Raw genomic sequence first — 17536 nt, 5'->3', positions numbered from 1 at the left:
CGCCGCGCGCCTCCCGGCGCATCGGGCCGTCTGACCCTGCGCTATGATGTGCGGGTACGACCATCGCGACGCAAGGAGCGCCATGCCCTGCACGACCATGCTCGTTGGCAAGAATGCCAGCCATGACGGGTCAACCATCATCGCGCGCAACGAGGACAGCCCCTCCGGGCTCTTCAACGTAAAGCGCATGCGGGTGGTGCTTCCCGCCGACCAGCCCCGCCACTACCGCTCCAAGATCAGTCACGTACAGCTCGACCTGCCCGACGACCCCCTGCGCTACACGAGCGTGCCCGACGCCGACGACGCCGAGGGCGTCTGGGCCGCCGCCGGCGTCAACGCGGCCGACGTCGCCATGACCGCCACCGAGACCCTCACGTCCAACGAGCGCGTGCTGGGGGCGGACCCCCTCGTGCAGCTCGTACCTGCCCGCGGGCGCGCGGGCGAGGCCGATTACGTTCCCGAGGTCCCGGGCGGCATCGGCGAGGAGGACATGGTCACGCTCGTGCTCCCCTACATCCGCTCGGCGCGCGAGGGCGTCCTGCGCCTGGGCGCGCTCCTCGAGCGCCACGGCACCTACGAGATGAACGGCATCGCCTTCTCGGACGTCAACGAGATCTGGTGGCTCGAGACCGTGGGCGGGCATCATTGGATCGCCCGGCGCGTGCCGGACGACTGCTACGTGACCATGCCCAATCAGCTGGGCATCGACGAGTTTGACCTTGCGGACGCCTTGGGCGCGCAGGAGGAGTTCATGTGCTCGGCGGACCTCGAGGGCTGGATGGCCCAAAACCACCTTGACCTCACGCTGCCGTGCGCCCTCGCCGACGACGAGGCGACGGAGGAGGGCGAGCGGGGCGCGGGCGTCCCCGTGGCACGCGTCTTCAACCCCCGCGATGCCTTCGGCAGTCACTCCGACGCCGACCACGTGTACAACACGCCGCGCGCCTGGGACATGCATCGCTTCCTGACGCCTCACGAGGGCTGGGACGACCTCTCCTTGGCCCGTGGTCCTGAGGCGGACGACCTTCCCTGGTGCCTGGCTCCCGAGCGCAGGCTCACCGTCGAGGACGTCAAGTACGCGCTCTCCCTGCACTTCCAGGGGACGCCCTATGACCCCTACGGTCGCCTGGGCACGAGCGCGACGCGCGGCATGTACCGTCCCATCGGCATCAATCGCAACTGCGAGCTCGCGGTCCTGCAGCTGAGGCCCCATGCGCCCGAGGGCGCACGCGCCTTGCAGTGGATGGCCTACGGCTCCAACGTCTTCAACGCCCTCGTGCCGCTCTTCGCCAACGTGGACGCAACGCCCGCCTACCTCTCGAACACGGACGCCGGGCAGGTGACCACCGAGAGCTTCTACTGGTCAAGCCGCCTCATCGCCGCCCTGGCGGACGCTCAGTTTGCCGCCAACCAGCCCGCCATCGAGCGCTATCAGCTGGCGGTGGGCTCTCGGGGCCACGCCCTCGTCGCCGACGGCGACCGCGACGCCAAGGGCCTCTCGCGCAAGGACGCCGCCCGCGCGCTCACGAAGGCCAACGAGCGGATCGCGGCCATGCTACGCGAGGAGACCGACAAGGCCCTCGCCGCCGTGCTCTTCACCACCAGCGAGGGCATGCGCAACGCCTTTTCGCGCAGCGACGGCTAGGCGTGGCCGGCATGGGCGCGACGAGCGTCGGGACATCCAGGAGGCGAGGCGTGTGAGCGGACGGACGGGGGTGGAGCGGGCCAGGCGGCCGCGGCGGCAGTACTCCACGGGAGAGGAGGTCGCCAACGCCGTGTCACATGGCGTTGGGGTGCTGCTCTCCATCGCTGCGCTCGTGCTGCTCGTCATGCGGGCGGTCGCGCACGGCGGAGGCGTCCGCCTTCTTGCCGCGCTGCTCATGGGCGGCGGCCTCATCCTCGAGTTCCTCCTCTCGACGCTCTATCATGCGCTGGTGCCGCCGTCGGCGAAGTCCGTCTTCAGGACCCTGGACCACAGCGCCATCTACCTGCTCATAGCCGGCAGCTACGCGCCCTTCGCGCTCGTCACGCTGGCAGGTCGCGGGGGCCTGGAGCTCGCGCTGTTGGTCTGGGGCGTCGCGGCGGCCGGCATCGTCGCCGAGGTGGCGCTCAGGGAGCGGCAGCCCGCGTTTGTCTCGGCCCTGATCTACGTGGCGATGGGCTGGCTCATCGTCGTGCGCTTCATGGACATCTGGGAGCTCATGCCGCGCGCGGGCTTCTGGCTGCTGGTCGCCGGCGGCGTCTGCTACACGGTCGGCGTGGGCTTCTACGTGGCAAAGAGGGTGCCGTACCTGCACTTTGTCTGGCACCTCTGGGTGCTCGCGGGCGCCACGTGCGTCACGCTCTCGGCGTTGCTGTTTGTGGTATGACGGCGCGGGGGGCTTGACGCGCGCCGCAGGCGCCGACGCTATCCCAGGGCCCGGCCAAAGACCCAGCCCCAGCGCGGCGTCACGCTGGTGCCGTAGTAGGAGACCCACTCGTTCAGGCCGATCGTACGGATGTAGCCAATGTTGTCCATCATCGTGCCGCCGCCGACGTAGATACCGATGTGACCGTAGATGCGCCCGGCGCTCGTATGGCTGTGGGTGGACACCGCCACGATCATGCCCGGCCTGAGCGTGCCCCTGTCCGAGCTCACGCACCAGTTGTCGTACATGTCGCAGGCGTCACCCGCAGGATAGCCCAGGCCGGCGTTCTGAAAGACCATGCTGACCCACATCGCGCAGTAGCCGCCGCCGGGCGAGGGCGTCGCATGACAGGCGTCGACCACGCGCGCGGCGGCGCCTGACGCGCCCCCGTGCCGCGGCGGCCTCCCGCGCGGCCCGCTCCTGGGCCGCCCGCTGCTCGGCCATCTGCTGAAGTTGGTCATCGCGCTGGGAGAGGAGCTGCTTGACCTGGTCGGACATGCCGTCCAAAGTCGAGCGCACCTCGTCCTGCCGAGACCGCATCTCCTGCATCCGCTCCCGCTGCGTCCGGCTCAGCTCCTCGAGCCGGGCCTTCTGGTCCTCAAGCTCCGCCTTCTGCTGGTCAAGCTGTGCCCTGACATCCTTGACCTCCTGAATCATCCGCCGGTCGTTTTCGGAGATCTTGCCAAAGTAGTAGACGTTGGAGGCAAGGTCCTCCAAGCTCGTGGAGCTCATGAGTACCGACAGGATGTTGCCGTCATCGCTCTTGTAGGAGCCCGACACGCGCTGGGCCAGGCGCCTGCGCTTCTCGTCCAGCTCTCGCTGCCGGGCATCGATCTGGGTTTGCGTGTCGTCAATCTGGCCCTGGGTGGACTCCACCTGGGCGAGCGTGTCCGATTGCGCCCTGGCAAGGTCCTGGTATTCGGCGGCAAGCTCGTCAAGACGCGCCTGGACCGCATCAAGCTCCGCCTGCGCGTCCCTGAGGTCGGACTCGGTCCGGGCGAGGTCCGAGGCGGTGTCGGCACGGGCGGTCTGGGGGGCGAGCGCCGCCGTGGTGGCGGCCATCATGAGCCCAAGCGCCTGCCTGCGTGTGAGATGGTTCGTCTTCAAGGAGGTCCCCTCGTTCGTTTATGCGTCGTTGCGTGCGAAGACTCGGTTCGTGACACGGGGCGTGAGGCGCCCTTCGGGGAGAGTCTAGCAAGACGCGCCGCAAAATGATAGCGGCCGGCCCGATGGGTCGCAGCCCAAAGGCACCTCCTCACCAGCCGCGCAAAAGCAGCGCGAGCGCCCGGTTGGTAAGGGGCATGACCAGCGCGAAGGCGAGAGAGAGCCAGGGTCCCCAGGCAAAGGTCCCGGCCGGATGCCCCTCGAGGTCGCGCCGCGCCCGACGAGACCTCCCCGCGAGCAGCGCGCGGGCCCCCACGAACGCAAGGCCGAGCAGGCAGCCCAGCGCCAGCACCAGAAGGCCAGCCTCCCATCCGACGCAGAACGTGACGGCCCCGAGCAGCTTGACGTCACCGCCGCCCACGCTCGGCCTTCCCAGCACGCGGTCCATGACCAGGGCGAGCGCCACAAGCACGCCCACTGACGCCACGGACTGAATGAGCGAGGACGCAAGCGTCAGCAGCACGCCCACTGGCCCCGACCCTCCCACGAGCATCCCGCCACCCGCAAGAAGCACGTGTATCGCAAACAGGGAGACCACGCAGGCGTTTGGGATGACGCGGCGGCGCAGGTCGGCAACGCTCAGCCATGCGAGGGGCACGAGGATGACCACCGGCTCGGCGGCCTGCATGCCCAAGGAGACCTCCGTCAGCCCCATGCGACGGCTCCAGTCCGGTCGCGGGCGTCGTCAACGGCGCACGCCCCCGCGACCCCTCGTGCGGCGCGCCGCCCCAAAGAACAGGGGCCGGCCCGAGGCCGGCCCCCGTCAACGCCAGCTCGGCGTCATGCGCGACGCCTAGTTCCAACCCTTGCCGTCAGAGCCGAACTCGACGATGAGCTCCTTGGTGCGAGCGGTGATGGCGTCGCGGCCCGGCTTCAGGAGCTTGCGGGGGTCGTAGCCCTTGCCCGTGGTGTCGGCGCCGGACTCGACGTACTTCCTCGTGGCCGCCGCAAAGGCGAGCTGAAGGTCGGTGTTGACGTTGATCTTGCTGATGCCCTCGGAAATGGCCCTCCTGACCTGGTCGACCGGAATGCCGGTGCCGCCGTGCAGCACGAGGGGCAGATCGCCGGTGAGCGCCTTGATCTGGGCAAGGCGGTCAAAGGAGAGGCCCGCCCAGTTCTCGGGATAGATGCCGTGGATGTTGCCGATGCCGCAGGCGAGGAAGTCCACGCCCAGGTCGGCGATGCGCTTGCACTCCTGAGGGTCGGCCAGCTCGCCGGAGGAGGTCACGCCGTCTTCGGTGCCGCCGATGCCGCCGACCTCGGCCTCGACCGAGATGCCCTTGGCGTGGGCCGCCTTGACGACCTCCTCCGTGCGCTTGAGGTTGGTCTCGAAGTCGGCCTCGTGCGAGCCGTCGTACATGACGGAGGTGAAGCCGGCCTTGATGCACTGGAAGACCTGCTCATAGGAGCCGTGGTCAAGGTGCAGGGCAACGGGAACGGTGATGTCCTTATCCTCGACGAGGTTCTTGACGATGTCCGCGACGACCCTGAATGAGGTCTGCCACTTTGCCGCGCCGCCGGTGCACTGGATGATGAGAGGCGACTGCAGCTCCTCTGCGGCGTCAAGGATGGCACTTGCCCACTCGAGGTTGTTGGTGTTGAACGCACCCAGACCGTAGTGACCCTTCTCGGCGTTCCTGAGCATGGTGCATGCGTTGACGAGCATACGTACCTCCAACGGACGGCATGTGTAATGCTTGCATGCCTATCATACCCCTTGCTCGCACCTCGCGACGCAACGTTGGGAGCGGGCGCAGGCAGGGGCTCCGCGCGCCGCGGAGACGCCGTGCCCGCATGGGGTAGGAATCGTGAAGGCGCGCCCGCGGCGGGGGCGACAGGCCGAAGCGGGTACTACCATGGAACGCAACCCATGACGCATGTCACGCATGACACAGGAAGGGAGAGGCCCCTTGACAGCCGACGGCAGGACCCCCCAACAGGACGATGATCGCTCGGGCGCAGGCAAGCTCGCCGAGGAGGTCTCCTTCTCGACCATCATAGCGAGCGCCCTGGCCGCTATCACCTCGTTTCTGCTGCAGTCAAAGATCGGCCTTGCCGGGTCGCTCATCGGCGTGGGCGTCGCGGCGGCGGCCTCGGCGCTTGCCTCTCAGGTCTATAAGTGGCTGCTGCGCACCTCGGCCACGAGGATCCGGGACAACCTGGGGGTCGACGAGGAGGCGCCCGACTGCGACCCGACTGACGTGACGAGCGACACCGTCGTGCGCCCGCGACCTGGCCAGGCCGTGAGCGAGCGTCGCATGGCCCCCGTACGCATACGCCGCGCCGTCGCAAGGCGCAGATCAAAACGACGCGTCAAGACGGCGCTGGTCTTCACCGCCGTCGTGGCGGTGCTGGCCGTGCTCGTCTACGCCGCCATCGTGAGCCTTGCCACTTCGGGGCAGGGCATCGGCAGCACCGAGACGCCCCTCTCCTTTCCTAGGTCTTCGGCACCCCAGTCGAGCGCTGCCCCCACAGCCAGCAGCCAGACGCCCGACGCGCCCGGCGTCTCTGCTACCCACCAGTCTACAGGGTTTGCTCCGTACGACCGATGATGTCGTCCTGAGTCATCTTGGACAGCACGTTGAAGAAGGCGCTGTGGCCGGCGACGCGACGTCAGGCACTGCGAACGGTGCAGCCAACGGGCGGTCGTCGGACACCTCCTCGCCCACGACGACCGCCCCGAACGGTGCCGCCGACTCGACGACGGGCGCCGGGAGCGGCGGTGCGGGCGCGAAGGGATCGAAGGTCGGCGCCTCAAGCTAGCGTCGTGACGTCGGCGCCTTTGCTATACTGGGAGCGAACAAACACGCACGACAAGGGGTCCTTCCAGCAATCATGACGCAACTACCCGTCTTTGTCCTGGCCTTTGCGCTGGGCGCCTTCGCAGCCCTCTCGGCGCTCGTCGTCACCCTCAAGAGGGGCGGCGCGCCCGGCAGGGGCACCTATGCCTGGTTTTCCCTCTTCATGCTGCTGCTTGCGACGTCCTGCGTCATCGTCCTTGGCGGCTCGTATGATTCCGAGGACGTCACCATGCCCTGCGTCTGCGTCCTTACCATGGCGGGCGCGGCCGCGCTCAGCCTGCTGCGCGAGAGACGCAACGAGCTTGCCTCGTCCCCCATGCACATGCCGTCGCATGCCCCGAAGGCGGAAGGGGGGCTTCGAGGGCGCCTGCGGGCCGCGCTGTCGTCCGACGTCGGGCGCATGACGCTGAGAAACCTCGTCTCCATCCTCGTGGCGGGATGCTTTGCGCTCTATGCCCTTGAGGAGCCCTGGCAGCATGCCCTGCCGAACATCAAGGCCAAGGCCCTGTTCTTTGAGCTCGCCTTCATATGGCTCCTCATGCTCGCGGGCTACTTCCTCTTTCAAAGGCGCATCGTAGGGGCGGCCGTGGCGCATGGCGCCGTCGTGCTCGCGGGCGTCGCGCAGCTCCTCGTGGTCACGCAGCGCGGCGGCGTCATCATGCCGGGGGACGTCTTTGCCCTGGGCACTGCCGCCGCCGTCACGAGCGGGCTGCAGCTTTTAGTGGGTCCCGACCTGTTCTGCGGCCTGACGGCAGGCACGCTCGGCTTTCTTGTCCTTGCCCTGGACCCCCTCTGGGGTGGGAGGACGCGCCGGGATGAGCCCACAAGCGAGAGCCAGGACAGCGCGCAACCCCGCGAGGCGCAGCTCGCGCGGAAGGTGTCGGGCGTCGCCCTCAACCTCGCGCTATGCGCGGCAAGCTGCCTCGCGTTCGGTCGCGTGGCGGTGGCAAGCCACGCATACCTCCAGAGCGAGGGCGTCAACCTGTGGCTGCCGGCCATGTTCTACCAGCAATACGGCTCGGTGCCCACCTTCGCCATGGCGGCGCTCGAGCTTGACATCAAGGCTCCCGCAGGCTATGACGCCCAGACGACCCGACGGGCCGAGGGCGATCTTGCGAGGCAGGCCGAGAGCCTCCTGGACGATGACGCCCATAGGGCCGCAGCCGCCCAGTTCGAGGCCATGAGGCCGACGGTCATCGGCGTCATGAACGAGACCTTCGCCGACCTCTCCACATATCCCGAGGTCCTGGAGGCGGGATACGCAGGTCCCGGCTTTGCCTTGTCCATCCATGACGCCGTGCGGCGGGGCGTCGCCTATACCTCGGTGCTCGGGGGCGGAACCTGCAACTCAGAGTTCGAGTTTCTCACGGGCGTCTCCATGGCCTGCGTCGGCCCCGGAAAGTACCCCTACAACATGTGCGACTTTAGCCATATCCCCTCGTTGGCCAGGCAATTTGCCGACCTGGGATACGTCACGACGGCCATGCATCCCAGCCTTTCCTCCAACTGGAGCCGCAGCCGCGTATATAAGCAGATGGGATTTGACCGGTTCCTGAGCATCGACGACTTCGCGGGCGCCCCCCTCTTCCACAGCTGCGTCACCGACCGCGCGACGTACGACAAGATCCTCGAGCTGCTGGAGGCCGACCAGTCGCCGCAGTTCATCTTTGACGTGACCATGCAGAACCACATGGGATATGACCTGGGCAACATTCCCGAGGACCGCCTGACCAACGTCACGCTCCCCTGGTTTGGCGAGGACCAAAACCGTCAGCTCAACGAGTACCTCTCGTGCGTTCAGGCCTCCGACGACGACCTGCGCTACTTCGTCGAGAGGCTGCGCGAGCTTGACCGGCCCGTGGTGCTCGTCTTCTTTGGCGACCACCAGCCCATCATATCCCCCTGGATCGTGGAGGCCTGCCACTCTGAGGAAAGCGAGGCCGCCAAGACCCGCATGAGCTTTCAGACGCCCTATCTGATATGGGCAAACTACGAGCTGGACGGCTGCGCCCAAGAGGGCGAGCGCCATGACCTGAGCCTCAACTACCTGGCGTCCGTGATGGGAGAGCGCATGGGGCTCCCCCTGACTGACACGCAGAAGGCCACGCTCATGCTCATGGACGACCTGCCGGCCGTCACCCTCAACGGCTATCTAGACACCGAAGGTCGCTGGGTCAACTCGACGGACGGAAGCGGTGAGCCAACCGGTGCCTACAAGCTCCTGAGGGACATAGGGTACCGAGATCTTGCGTCACGAGCCTAGCCCGGCACCGCCGATCCGGCGTCCGGCGCCGGCCGCCGGCCGCCGGCGCGATGCTGCTCGGCCAGGACCGACGTCGTCAGGATGGACGCCGCGGCAGGCGCGGTCATCCTGCTAGCGCAGGAACGAGAGCACCTCTCGCTTGGCCGTAAGGAAGCCCTCCGTCAGCGCAAAGTCCGCCGCCGAGACGCCGGCGGGCGGCCTTTCCACCCTGACCTCGGCCTCCACCCGGCTCGGCACGCCGGAGGCGGGATTTCCGGCGAGCACGTAGACCCGGCGGGCCATGGTCACGGCCTCGTCCACGTCATGCGTGATGGCAAGCGTGGCAATGCCCAGCTCATGGGCCATGTCACAGTACCAGCTGCGCATGTCGGAGCGCGTGAGGGCGTCCAGCGCCGAGAAGGGCTCGTCCAGGAGCATCACGTCATTGCCCATGAGGTAGGTCCTCAGGAAGGCCGCACGCTGGCGCATGCCGCCCGAGAGCTCCGAGGGCCAGCTGCGTTCGGTGCCCTTGAGGCCAAAGCGCTCAAACAGGGGCCGGGCCCTCTCGTGCGCCTGCTCGCGCGAGAGGCCCCCCAGCACCAGCGGCAGGCTCACGTTGTCCAGGATGCGCTTGCTGGGAAGGAGCAGGTCCTTCTGCAGCATGTAACTCACCCGTCCGGGCGTGCCGGTGACGTCGTGCCCGTGCAGGAGCACGCGCCCCGACAACGGCCGGGACAGGCCCGAGAGCGCGTGCATGATGGTGGTCTTGCCGCAGCCGGAGCGTCCCACCAGACAGACGACCTCGCCCGCGCCCACGCTGAGCGAGACGTCCTCGACGACGACGGAGTCGCCGGCATTCCAGGAGAGCGTGAGCGCCTCCGCCTCGAGCGCGGGGGCGACGTCGGAGGAGGCAGCGCCGGCAGGGGCGGCGGGCACACGGCCGGCCGCCCCCCTCTTCCCGTCGCCGTCCGCAGGAGCTCTCACCTATCGCTCCAGGTAGTCCATGGTCCAGCCGGCGTTGACGTCAATCTGGTTCTCGACCAGCTTGTTGTCGTTGAGCCACTGGAAATAGCGGGCCCAGCGCCCCTTGTCTATGACGCCCCAGCTCGGAGCCTCGGCCTGATACTGACCGGCGAGGTATTGGGCGCTCTTGGCCACGAGTGCGGCGTCAAGCTCCGGCACCTCCTCGCAGAGGATTCGCGCTGAGCCCTCCGGGTCGCTGATGGCCTTCTCATAGCCCCTCTTGGCCGCGCGCAGGAAGGCCTTCACCACGTCCGGGCTCTTCGTGGCAAAGTCGGGGTTGACGGCGATGACCGGCGTATAGAAGTCGAAGACCTCGTCCATCGAGATGAACGAGAAGTAGTTCACGGGATAGCCCTGGACGGCCGCGTTCTGGACGGCCCAGCCCTCGTACACCCACACGTCGTCAAACATGTTGGCCTTGAGGCCCGCGACCTCGTCGTCCGTGTTGTAGGGGACCATCCTCAGCTTGGAGAAGTCGCCGCCGTCAGCCTCCATTACGTCCTTGATCGTGGCCTGCTCTATGGGCATGTCCCAGGTGGCGTAGGTGTGGTCCTCCATGTGCCGGGCGCTCGTGATGCCGTCGGCCTGGCGACTCATGATGCCCGAGGTGTTGTGCTGGATGATGGCGGCGACGGCCTCGATGGGCGTGTCGGGCGCGTTGGAGAGGACGTTGGCGATGTAGTCCTGGTAGCTCACGCCCAGCTGCGCCTGACCCGAGCCGATCATGGTCTCGGCGGTGTCCTCGGCAGGCTGGACGATCTGGATGTCAATGCCCTCGTCGGCAAAGTAGCCCTCGCGCTTGGCCACGTAGATGCCCGTATGGTTCGTGTTGGGGGTGTAATCCAGGCAGAAGGTGACCTTGGTGGGCGCGGCGGGAGAGCTCGAGGGGGCGGAAGGCGTGGACGAGGCGCAGCCCGCAAGGGCAGCCGTGGCGGCCAGGGCGCCGGCGCCCGACAAAAAGCCCCGACGGGACAAGTTGGCGCACATCGAGCAATCGGTATTAGAAGTGGTAGAAGACATGTTCGTCAGTTCCTCTCTGCCCGTTTCCAGGGCATGCAGATACGTTGCAGCACGCCGACCACGCCCATGAGCGCCAAGGAAAGCGCCGAGATGAGCATGATGACGGCAAACATCTTGTCGTACGAGAATGACTTGCGAACCCGGGTCATGTAGACGCCCAGCCCCGAGAAGCCCCCCAGCCACTCTGCGATCACGGCGCCGACGATGGCGTAGGTGGCGCTGATCCTGAGGCCGCTGAAGAACTGCTCGGCCGCCGCAGGAATCTTGACCTGCCAGAACACCTGGGCAGACGTGGCGTTCATGGTTCTCATGAGGTCCACCATGTCGGGGTCGACCGAGCGGAAGCCCGCGACGAGCGACACGGTGACGGGGAAGAACGTGGTGATCACGATGAGCACCACCTTGGGCATCAGGCCGTAGCCAAACCACAGCACCAGAAGCGGGGCGACGGCGACGGTGGGGATGGTCTGCGAGACGGTAATGAGGGGGCTGAAGGCCAGGTAGAGCATCTCAAAGCGGTCCATGAGCACGGCAAAGGCAAAGCCCACCGCGCACCCTATGAGAAGTCCCAGGGCCGCCTCTGCCAGCGTCGTGGCGGCATGGCTCGTCAGAAGCGGCGCGTCGGCGACGAGCGCGGACACGACCTGCGCGGGACTCGGCAAAAGGAAGTTGGGAATGAGACCAGCGACCACGGCCAGCTGCCACAGCGCCAGGAGCCCCGCCACCGTGGCGGCGGGGACGACGGCGCGACGCAGGCCTCGCCGGCGCACATGGCGTGCGGACGACGCCGGAGCCCGGCGCGACGCCTTGATGGCAGGCTGATCGCTGTCGTACCCCTGAGCCACCTAGGCCACCGACCCCGCAGACGCTGGCGCAAACTCCGTATCGGTCTGATGGTACTTGCCGATCTTGCGCTCGGTGGTCATGACGTCGCCGCCAGGACGGTAGAAGATCTTGACGTAGCTCGCAGACTCGGCGCTACCTGCGGCGGCGCCCGCCTCTATGCAGCGCCTCACGAGCGTCATGCAGGCGTCAAACTCCCCCTCGACGGTGGTCTCAAACGGTCCCACGTAGTAGTCGAGACCGCTCGCGTCGATGGTGGCGATGACCTCGTCGACGATGCGGCAGACCTCGTCGTCGGAGCCCGCCCCCATCGGCAAATATTGGATGGCGACAGAACAGTTCATCGGCACTCCCTCCTGCGGGCCACAAAAAAGGGTCCCGCTGTGTCCGGGACCCTCGCCTTTGCGCGTGCCGTGGTCCCTACGCTGGCATTACCCAGATCAGGTTCTAAGGTCGAACGAATCGGTCGTTCCTCTCAGCCGCGCCGTATCCGCAGCTCCCTTTTCTGTAGAGACACTCTACCACTCCTCCGCCCGCTAATGCTTGGAGGCCCAAATTTGCACGTAAGGTACCATAAGGCCCCTCATGAGGACTACCAGGCCCCGCATGAGGACCACCGTTTGACCAGCGGCATTGCCACAATCGACCCCAAGCGCAACGTCGCCCATAACAAAAGACCGTTCGGGAAACTCCCGAACGGTCCATCTTCTCTTGGCATGATCCTATCAGCACGCGAGCTGAGGAAAATAAGACGAATCAACAAGCCACCTGTGAAACCCCGGGAGGCCGGCCGGGCGCGAGCTGAAAAGGCGCCAGGGCGCCGCGAGGGCGAGAAGGCCCCCGGGGGTCACCCCGGGGGCCTTCCATCGCGCGAAAACGCGCCTCGCTGGTCGGCGGCGTCCTGCTCTCCCACGGACTTGCTCCGCAGTACCATCGGCGCTCGGGGGCTTAACTTCCGGGTTCGGCATGGGACCGGGTGTGCCTCCCCTGCCATGGCCGCCGACCAGCGAGGGGCGTTCTCCCTCGGGCCGCTCCCGCGTGCCCTGAGGGCCGCACAGCGCGACGCCGACGACGCCCAAGATGACCGCACCGACCGCCGGGCCGGACGCGAACAGAAGAGCTCGGCCGATTAGTGCCGCTCGGCTGAGACGCTCGCGCGCCTTGCACCTGCGGCCTATCACCTCGTGGTCTACGAGGGGCCTTACCAGAGGGAGAACTCATCTCGGGACGGGCTTCCCGCTTAGATGCCTTCAGCGGTTATCCCGACCGGACTCAGCTACCGGGCAGTGCCATTGGTTGACAACCCGTTCACCGGAGGTCCGTCCACCCCGGTCCTCTCGTACTAGGGGCAGCCTCCCTCAGTTCTCCTACGCCCGCGGAGGATAGGGACCGAACTGTCTCACGACGTTCTGAACCCAGCTCGCGTACCGCTTTAAATGGCGAACGGCCATACCCTTGGGACCTGCTCCAGCCCCAGGATGCGATGAGCCGACATCGAGGTGCCAAACCTTCCCGTCGATGTGGACTCTTGGGGAAGATCAGCCTGTTATCCCCGGAGTACCTTTTATCCGTTGAGCGACGGCCATTCCACTCTGGGCCGCCGGATCACTAGAGCCGACTTTCGTCCCTGCTCGGCTTGTGGGCCTCGCAGTCGAGCCTGCTTGCGCTCTTGCACTCAAGGGCCTGGTTGCCGACCAGGCTGAGCAGACCTTTGCGCGCCTCCGTTACTCTTTAGGAGGCGACCGCCCCAGTCAAACTACCCACCTGACACGGTCCCCGCGCCGGCTCACGGCCGCGGGTTAGGATGCCAGAGCGTCGAGGGTGGTATTCCAAGGGCGACTCCCCCGGGACTGGCGTCCCGGGTTCGAAGTCTCCCACCTATCCTCTACACGACGGACCGGCAGCCAATGTCAAGCTGCAGTAAAGGTTCACGGGGTCTTTCCGTCCTTCCGCGGGTAAGTCGCATCTTCACGACTAGTGCAATTTCACCGGGTCTATGGTTGAGACAGCGTCCAAATCGTTACGCCTTTCGTGCAGGTCGGAACTTACCCGACAAGGAATTTCGCTACCTTAGGACCGTTATAGTTACGGCCGCCGTTTACCGGGGCTTGGATTCGCCGCTTCGCTCGCGCTGACGGCTCCTCGTGACCTTCCGGCACCGGGCAGGCGTCAGACCCTATACGTCGTCTTACGACTTCAGCAGAGTCCTGTGTTTTTGGTAAACAGTCGTTTGGACCTCTTCGCTGCGGCCGCCGCGGGCTCGGGGAGCGCGTCCCTCCACCTGCGGCGGCGCCCCTTCTCCCGAAGTTACGGGGCGATTTTGCCGAGTTCCTTAACCATAGTTCTCCCGCGCGCCTCGGTATGTTCCACCCACCCCCCTGTGTCGGTTTGCGGTACGGGCTCCTAGCGGCTCCCTAGGGGTTTTTCTCGGAAGCATGGGCTCACTCGCTTCGCTCAGTCGCGTCGTCAGCCGCCTCGGCCTTCGCGGGGGGCGCACTTCGCCACCCCCCGGCCTACGCGGCCTCACGGGGACGTCCAGAACCCCGCTGAGCTACCCTTCTTCGTCACCCCGTCGGTCAAGCGCCGCGTCGGAGGTGCAGGAATGTCCACCTGCTGCGCATCGGCTACGCCTTCCGGCCTCGCCTTAGCTCCCGACTGACCCTGGGAGGATTAGCCTCGCCCAGGAAACCTTGGGTTTACGGCGGGGGCGTTTCCCACGCCCCTCTCGCTACTCATGCCAGCATTCTCACTTCCGGCCGGTCCACCGCGGGTCGTCCCGCGGCTTCGCCCCGGACGGAAAGCTCCCCTACCACTGACAGGTCAGTCCGCCGCTTCGGTACCATGCTTAGCCCCGTATATTGTCGGCGCATGTCCACTCGACCAGTGAGCTGTTACGCACTCTTTGAATGGGTGGCTGCTTCTAAGCCAACATCCTGGTTGTCTGAGCAAACGCACATCCTTTGCCACTCAGCATGGATTTGGGGACCTTAGCGGGCGGTCTGGGCTGTTTCCCTCTCGAGCGCGCGGCTTAGCCCACGCGCTCTGACTCCCGGACTCCGGACCTGCGGCATTCGGAGTTCGGTTGGGTTTGGTAGGCGGTGAGGCCCCCGCGCCCATCCGGTGCTCTACCTCCGCAGGTAAGCGTCCGAGGCTAGCCCTAAAGCTATTTCGGGGAGAACGAGATATCTCCGGGTTTGATAGGCCTTTCACCCCTATCCGCGGGTCATCCCCCCAGTTTTCAACCTAGGTGGGTTCGGCCCTCCGCGGGGTCTTACCCCCGTTTCAGCCTGCCCGTGGATAGCTCACCCGGCTTCGCGTCTACGGCGTGCGACTGTGCGCCCGGTTGGGACTCGCTGTCGCTGCGGCTCGCTTCGTGGCTTGACCTCGCCACACGCCGTAACTCGCTGGCTCATTCTACAAAAGGCACGCCGTCACGGCCCCGAGGGGCCGCTCCGACTGCTTGTGCGCGCACGGTTTCAGGTACTATTTCACTCCCCTCCCGGGGTGCTTTTCACCTTTCCCTCACGGTACTTGTCCACTATCGGTCACAGGAGAGTATTTAGGCTTGGAGGGTGGTCCCCCCAGCTTCCCACCGGGTTTCACGTGTCCGGCGGTACTCAGGGACCGGTCGGCAGCCGGCGGGGGTTCGCGTACGGGGCTCTAACCCTGTCTCGCGGGCCTTCCCAGGCCCTACCGTTCACCCGCCTGCTGGTCGCGGCCAACCTCGTGACCACGGCCCTACAACCCCGGCGGGGCCGAAGCGCCCGCCGGTTTGGCCTCCTCCCCGTTCGCTCGCCGCTACTGGGGGAATCTCGGTTGATTTCTCTTCCTCTGGGTACTTAGATGTTTCAGTTCCCCAGGTTGCCTCCGCGCGCCCTATGAGTTCAGGCGGCGGCGGCGGGGCATGGGCCCCGCCGGGTTCGCCCATTCGGAGATCCGCGGGTCGTCGGGCATGTGCCCCTCACCGCGGCTTATCGCAGCTTGTCACGTCCTTCGTCGGCTTCCTGTGCCTAGGCATCCACCGTGCGCACGTACCATCTTCTCTTCGTCGACGGCCTGGTGCATACGTACATACATACACTCCGGGGCCTGGCGGCCCCGGGCGATCAGATGCGATCTTCTTAGAAAAAAGAAAATATCGTCTTTGTCACGCTATGCGGCTCTCAAGGTACGCCGGGGGCGAGCCCTCGGGACCGGACGCTGCGCCCCCGCAGGGGCGGCAAGAGGCAGGACCTGCGGGCCGGCGGGCGCCGGCCATCGGCTCTCTTTACTTCCAAGAAGTCTGTCTCCCTAGAAAGGAGGTGATCCAGCCGCACCTTCCGGTACGGCTACCTTGTTACGACTTCACCCCCCTCGCCCTCCACACCTTCGGCGCCTCCCCCCCGCGAGGGTTGGGCCGGCGACTTCGGGTGCAGACGACTCGGGTGGTGTGACGGGCGGTGTGTACAAGGCCCGGGAACGCATTCACCGCGGCGTGCTGATCCGCGATTACTAGCAACTCCGACTTCACGGAGGCGGGTTGCAGCCTCCGATCCGAACTGGGGCCGGCTTTGGGGATTCGCTCCCGCTCGCGCGGTGGCAACCCGCTGTGCCGGCCATTGTAGCACGTGTGCAGCCCAGGGCATAAGGGGCATGATGACTTGACGTCGTCCCCGCCTTCCTCCGGCTTGACGCCTGCGGCGGTGCAGGCTGCCTCCCGGCCGCGACCGCTCGCAACATGCGACGGGGGTTGCGCTCGTTGCGGGACTTAACCCAACATCTCACGACACGAGCTGACGACAGCCATGCACCACCTGTCACCGCTCCTCTCGGCCACGGCGTCTCCGCCGCTTCACGGTGATGTCAAGCCCTGGTAAGGTTCTTCGCGTTGCTTCGAATTAAGCCACATGCTCCGCTGCTTGTGCGGGCCCCCGTCAATTCCTTTGAGTTTTAGCCTTGCGGCCGTACTCCCCAGGCGGGACACTTAATGCGTTGGCTGCGGCACGGAGGGCACGTCCCCCCACACCTAGTGTCCATCGTTTACGGCTAGGACTACCAGGGTATCTAATCCTGTTCGCTCCCCTAGCTCTCGCGCCTCAGCGTCAGTCGTGGCCCAGAAGGCCGCCTTCGCCACCGGTGTTCTTCCCGATATCTGCGCATTCCACCGCTACACCGGGAATTCCGCCTTCCCCTACCAGACTCAAGCCCGCCGGTATCGGGAGCGTGCGGGGGTTGAGCCCCCGGATTTGACTCCCGACCAGACAGGCCGCCTACGCGCGCTTTACGCCCAATGAATCCGGATAACGCTCGCCCCCTACGTATTACCGCGGCTGCTGGCACGTAGTTAGCCGGGGCTTCTTCTGCAGGTACCGTCACCTTGCGGCCTCGTCCCTGCTGAAAGCGGTTTACGACCCGAGGGCCTTCCTCCCGCACGCGGCGTCGCTGCATCAGGCTTTCGCCCATTGTGCAAGATTCCCCACTGCTGCCTCCCGTAGGAGTCTGGGCCGTGTCTCAGTCCCAATCTGGCCGGTCGGTCTCTCAACCCGGCTACCCATCATCGCCTTGGTGGGCCGTCACCCCGCCAACGAGCTAACAGGCCGCGGGCCCATCCCTCGCCGTCTGGGCTTTCCCGCCGCCCCCATGCGGGGGCGGCGGAGTGTCCGGCATTTACCACGGTTTCCCGAGGCTGTCCCGGTGCGAGGGGCGGGGTGCCCTCGTGTTACTCAGCCGTTCGCCACCCTATTCGCTTCCGAGGCAGCCTTTACCGTTCGACTTGCATGTGTTAGGCGCGCCGCCAGCGTTCATCCTGAGCCAGGATCGAACTCTCCGTTCGAGCTCCCGGGCCCTGGGGCCCGGGGTCGTCTCGCGTGGGGCCGACCCCGCCGAATGCTCCGCTGATCTGGATTCGCTTGGTCTCGAATTGACTCTGCGTCGTCTCGAGCTTCGCTCATTCTTCGCTGTCTCTTGTCGATCTCTCGATCGCAGTATCCGGTTCTCAAGGTTCGCCGCGCCGCCCTTTGGGCCTCGCCCTTCCGTGCGGCGCGAGGTATAACTAT

General features: G+C 66.2%; 12 protein-coding genes, 3 rRNA genes and 1 riboswitch. Of the genes, 4 read left to right on the top strand and 11 right to left on the bottom strand.

From position 1 onward, the window contains the following. The first annotated feature begins 82 nt into the window (after positions 1 to 82). The gene (locus tag BN3001_RS01870; protein WP_058270123.1) at positions 83 to 1645 is read left to right on the top strand and encodes a C69 family dipeptidase; all 1563 of its coding nucleotides are present in this window, start codon (positions 83 to 85) and stop codon (positions 1643 to 1645) included. 52 nt (positions 1646 to 1697) lie between these two features. After that, a complete protein-coding gene (gene trhA, locus BN3001_RS01865) occupies positions 1698 to 2369 on the top strand; it encodes a PAQR family membrane homeostasis protein TrhA (protein WP_082629911.1) in 672 nt (223 codons plus the stop codon). 38 nt (positions 2370 to 2407) lie between these two features. Here the strand turns inward: trhA and BN3001_RS08440 are convergent, their stop codons facing one another. From BN3001_RS08440 to fba, 4 genes are all read right to left on the bottom strand, one after another. Beyond that, positions 2408 to 2707 (bottom strand): hypothetical protein, encoded by a 300-nt coding sequence (locus BN3001_RS08440; protein ID WP_058270121.1) that lies wholly within the window; start codon positions 2705 to 2707, stop codon positions 2408 to 2410. Then, entirely contained in the window at positions 2667 to 3515 is an 849-nt protein-coding gene (locus BN3001_RS01855; protein WP_058270120.1) for a coiled-coil domain-containing protein, read from the bottom strand. The genes BN3001_RS08440 and BN3001_RS01855 overlap by 41 nt, the downstream gene beginning before the upstream one ends. A 148-nt stretch (positions 3516 to 3663) precedes the next feature. Further along, positions 3664 to 4227 (bottom strand): prepilin peptidase, encoded by a 564-nt coding sequence (locus tag BN3001_RS01850; protein ID WP_082629910.1) that lies wholly within the window; start codon positions 4225 to 4227, stop codon positions 3664 to 3666. Positions 4228 to 4365: 138 nt separating this feature from the next. Then, positions 4366 to 5238 (bottom strand): class II fructose-1,6-bisphosphate aldolase, encoded by an 873-nt coding sequence (gene fba, locus BN3001_RS01840; RefSeq protein ID WP_058270117.1) that lies wholly within the window; start codon positions 5236 to 5238, stop codon positions 4366 to 4368. 244 nt (positions 5239 to 5482) lie between these two features. Between fba and BN3001_RS01835 the strand changes: the two genes are divergently transcribed. Both BN3001_RS01835 and BN3001_RS01830 read left to right on the top strand, forming a co-directional pair. Next, positions 5483 to 6124, top strand: coding sequence for a hypothetical protein (locus BN3001_RS01835; RefSeq protein WP_058270116.1), 642 nt, complete (start codon positions 5483 to 5485; stop codon positions 6122 to 6124). Positions 6125 to 6407: 283 nt separating this feature from the next. Then, positions 6408 to 8636, top strand: coding sequence for an LTA synthase family protein (locus BN3001_RS01830; protein WP_058270115.1), 2229 nt, complete (start codon positions 6408 to 6410; stop codon positions 8634 to 8636). A 111-nt stretch (positions 8637 to 8747) separates the two neighbouring features. On the opposite strand, the gene BN3001_RS01825 is transcribed toward BN3001_RS01830, so the two are convergent. From BN3001_RS01825 to BN3001_RS01795, 7 genes are all read right to left on the bottom strand, one after another. Next, complete coding sequence (locus tag BN3001_RS01825; RefSeq protein ID WP_082629909.1) at positions 8748 to 9599, bottom strand: ABC transporter ATP-binding protein; 852 nt, start codon at positions 9597 to 9599, stop codon at positions 8748 to 8750. Continuing rightward, the gene (locus BN3001_RS01820; RefSeq protein WP_235815011.1) at positions 9600 to 10658 is read right to left on the bottom strand and encodes an ABC transporter substrate-binding protein; all 1059 of its coding nucleotides are present in this window, start codon (positions 10656 to 10658) and stop codon (positions 9600 to 9602) included. It lies immediately after the preceding gene. Positions 10659 to 10663: 5 nt separating this feature from the next. Next, positions 10664 to 11413 carry an ABC transporter permease gene (locus BN3001_RS01815; RefSeq protein ID WP_058270201.1) on the bottom strand — a complete coding sequence of 250 codons (750 nt, stop codon included), beginning with the start codon at positions 11411 to 11413 and terminating at the stop codon, positions 10664 to 10666. Between the two features lie 90 nt (positions 11414 to 11503). Then, positions 11504 to 11845 (bottom strand): thiamine-binding protein, encoded by a 342-nt coding sequence (locus BN3001_RS01810; protein WP_058270112.1) that lies wholly within the window; start codon positions 11843 to 11845, stop codon positions 11504 to 11506. 55 nt (positions 11846 to 11900) lie between these two features. Further along, a riboswitch (TPP riboswitch) is annotated at positions 11901 to 12014 on the bottom strand. Between the two features lie 375 nt (positions 12015 to 12389). After that, positions 12390 to 12505: ribosomal RNA gene (gene rrf, locus BN3001_RS01805) — 5S ribosomal RNA — on the bottom strand. A 105-nt stretch (positions 12506 to 12610) separates the two neighbouring features. Next, a 23S ribosomal RNA gene (locus BN3001_RS01800) occupies positions 12611 to 15546 on the bottom strand. A gap of 249 nt (positions 15547 to 15795) precedes the next feature. Beyond that, positions 15796 to 17313 (bottom strand): 16S ribosomal RNA (locus BN3001_RS01795). Together the 16S, 23S and 5S rRNA genes form the textbook arrangement of a ribosomal RNA operon. Positions 17314 to 17536 lie beyond the last annotated feature (223 nt).

It is taken from the genome of Olsenella massiliensis, assembly GCF_001457795.1.
Lineage (GTDB): Bacteria > Actinomycetota > Coriobacteriia > Coriobacteriales > Atopobiaceae > Olsenella_F > Olsenella_F massiliensis.
This window is presented reverse-complemented; position numbering and strand designations above follow the sequence as displayed.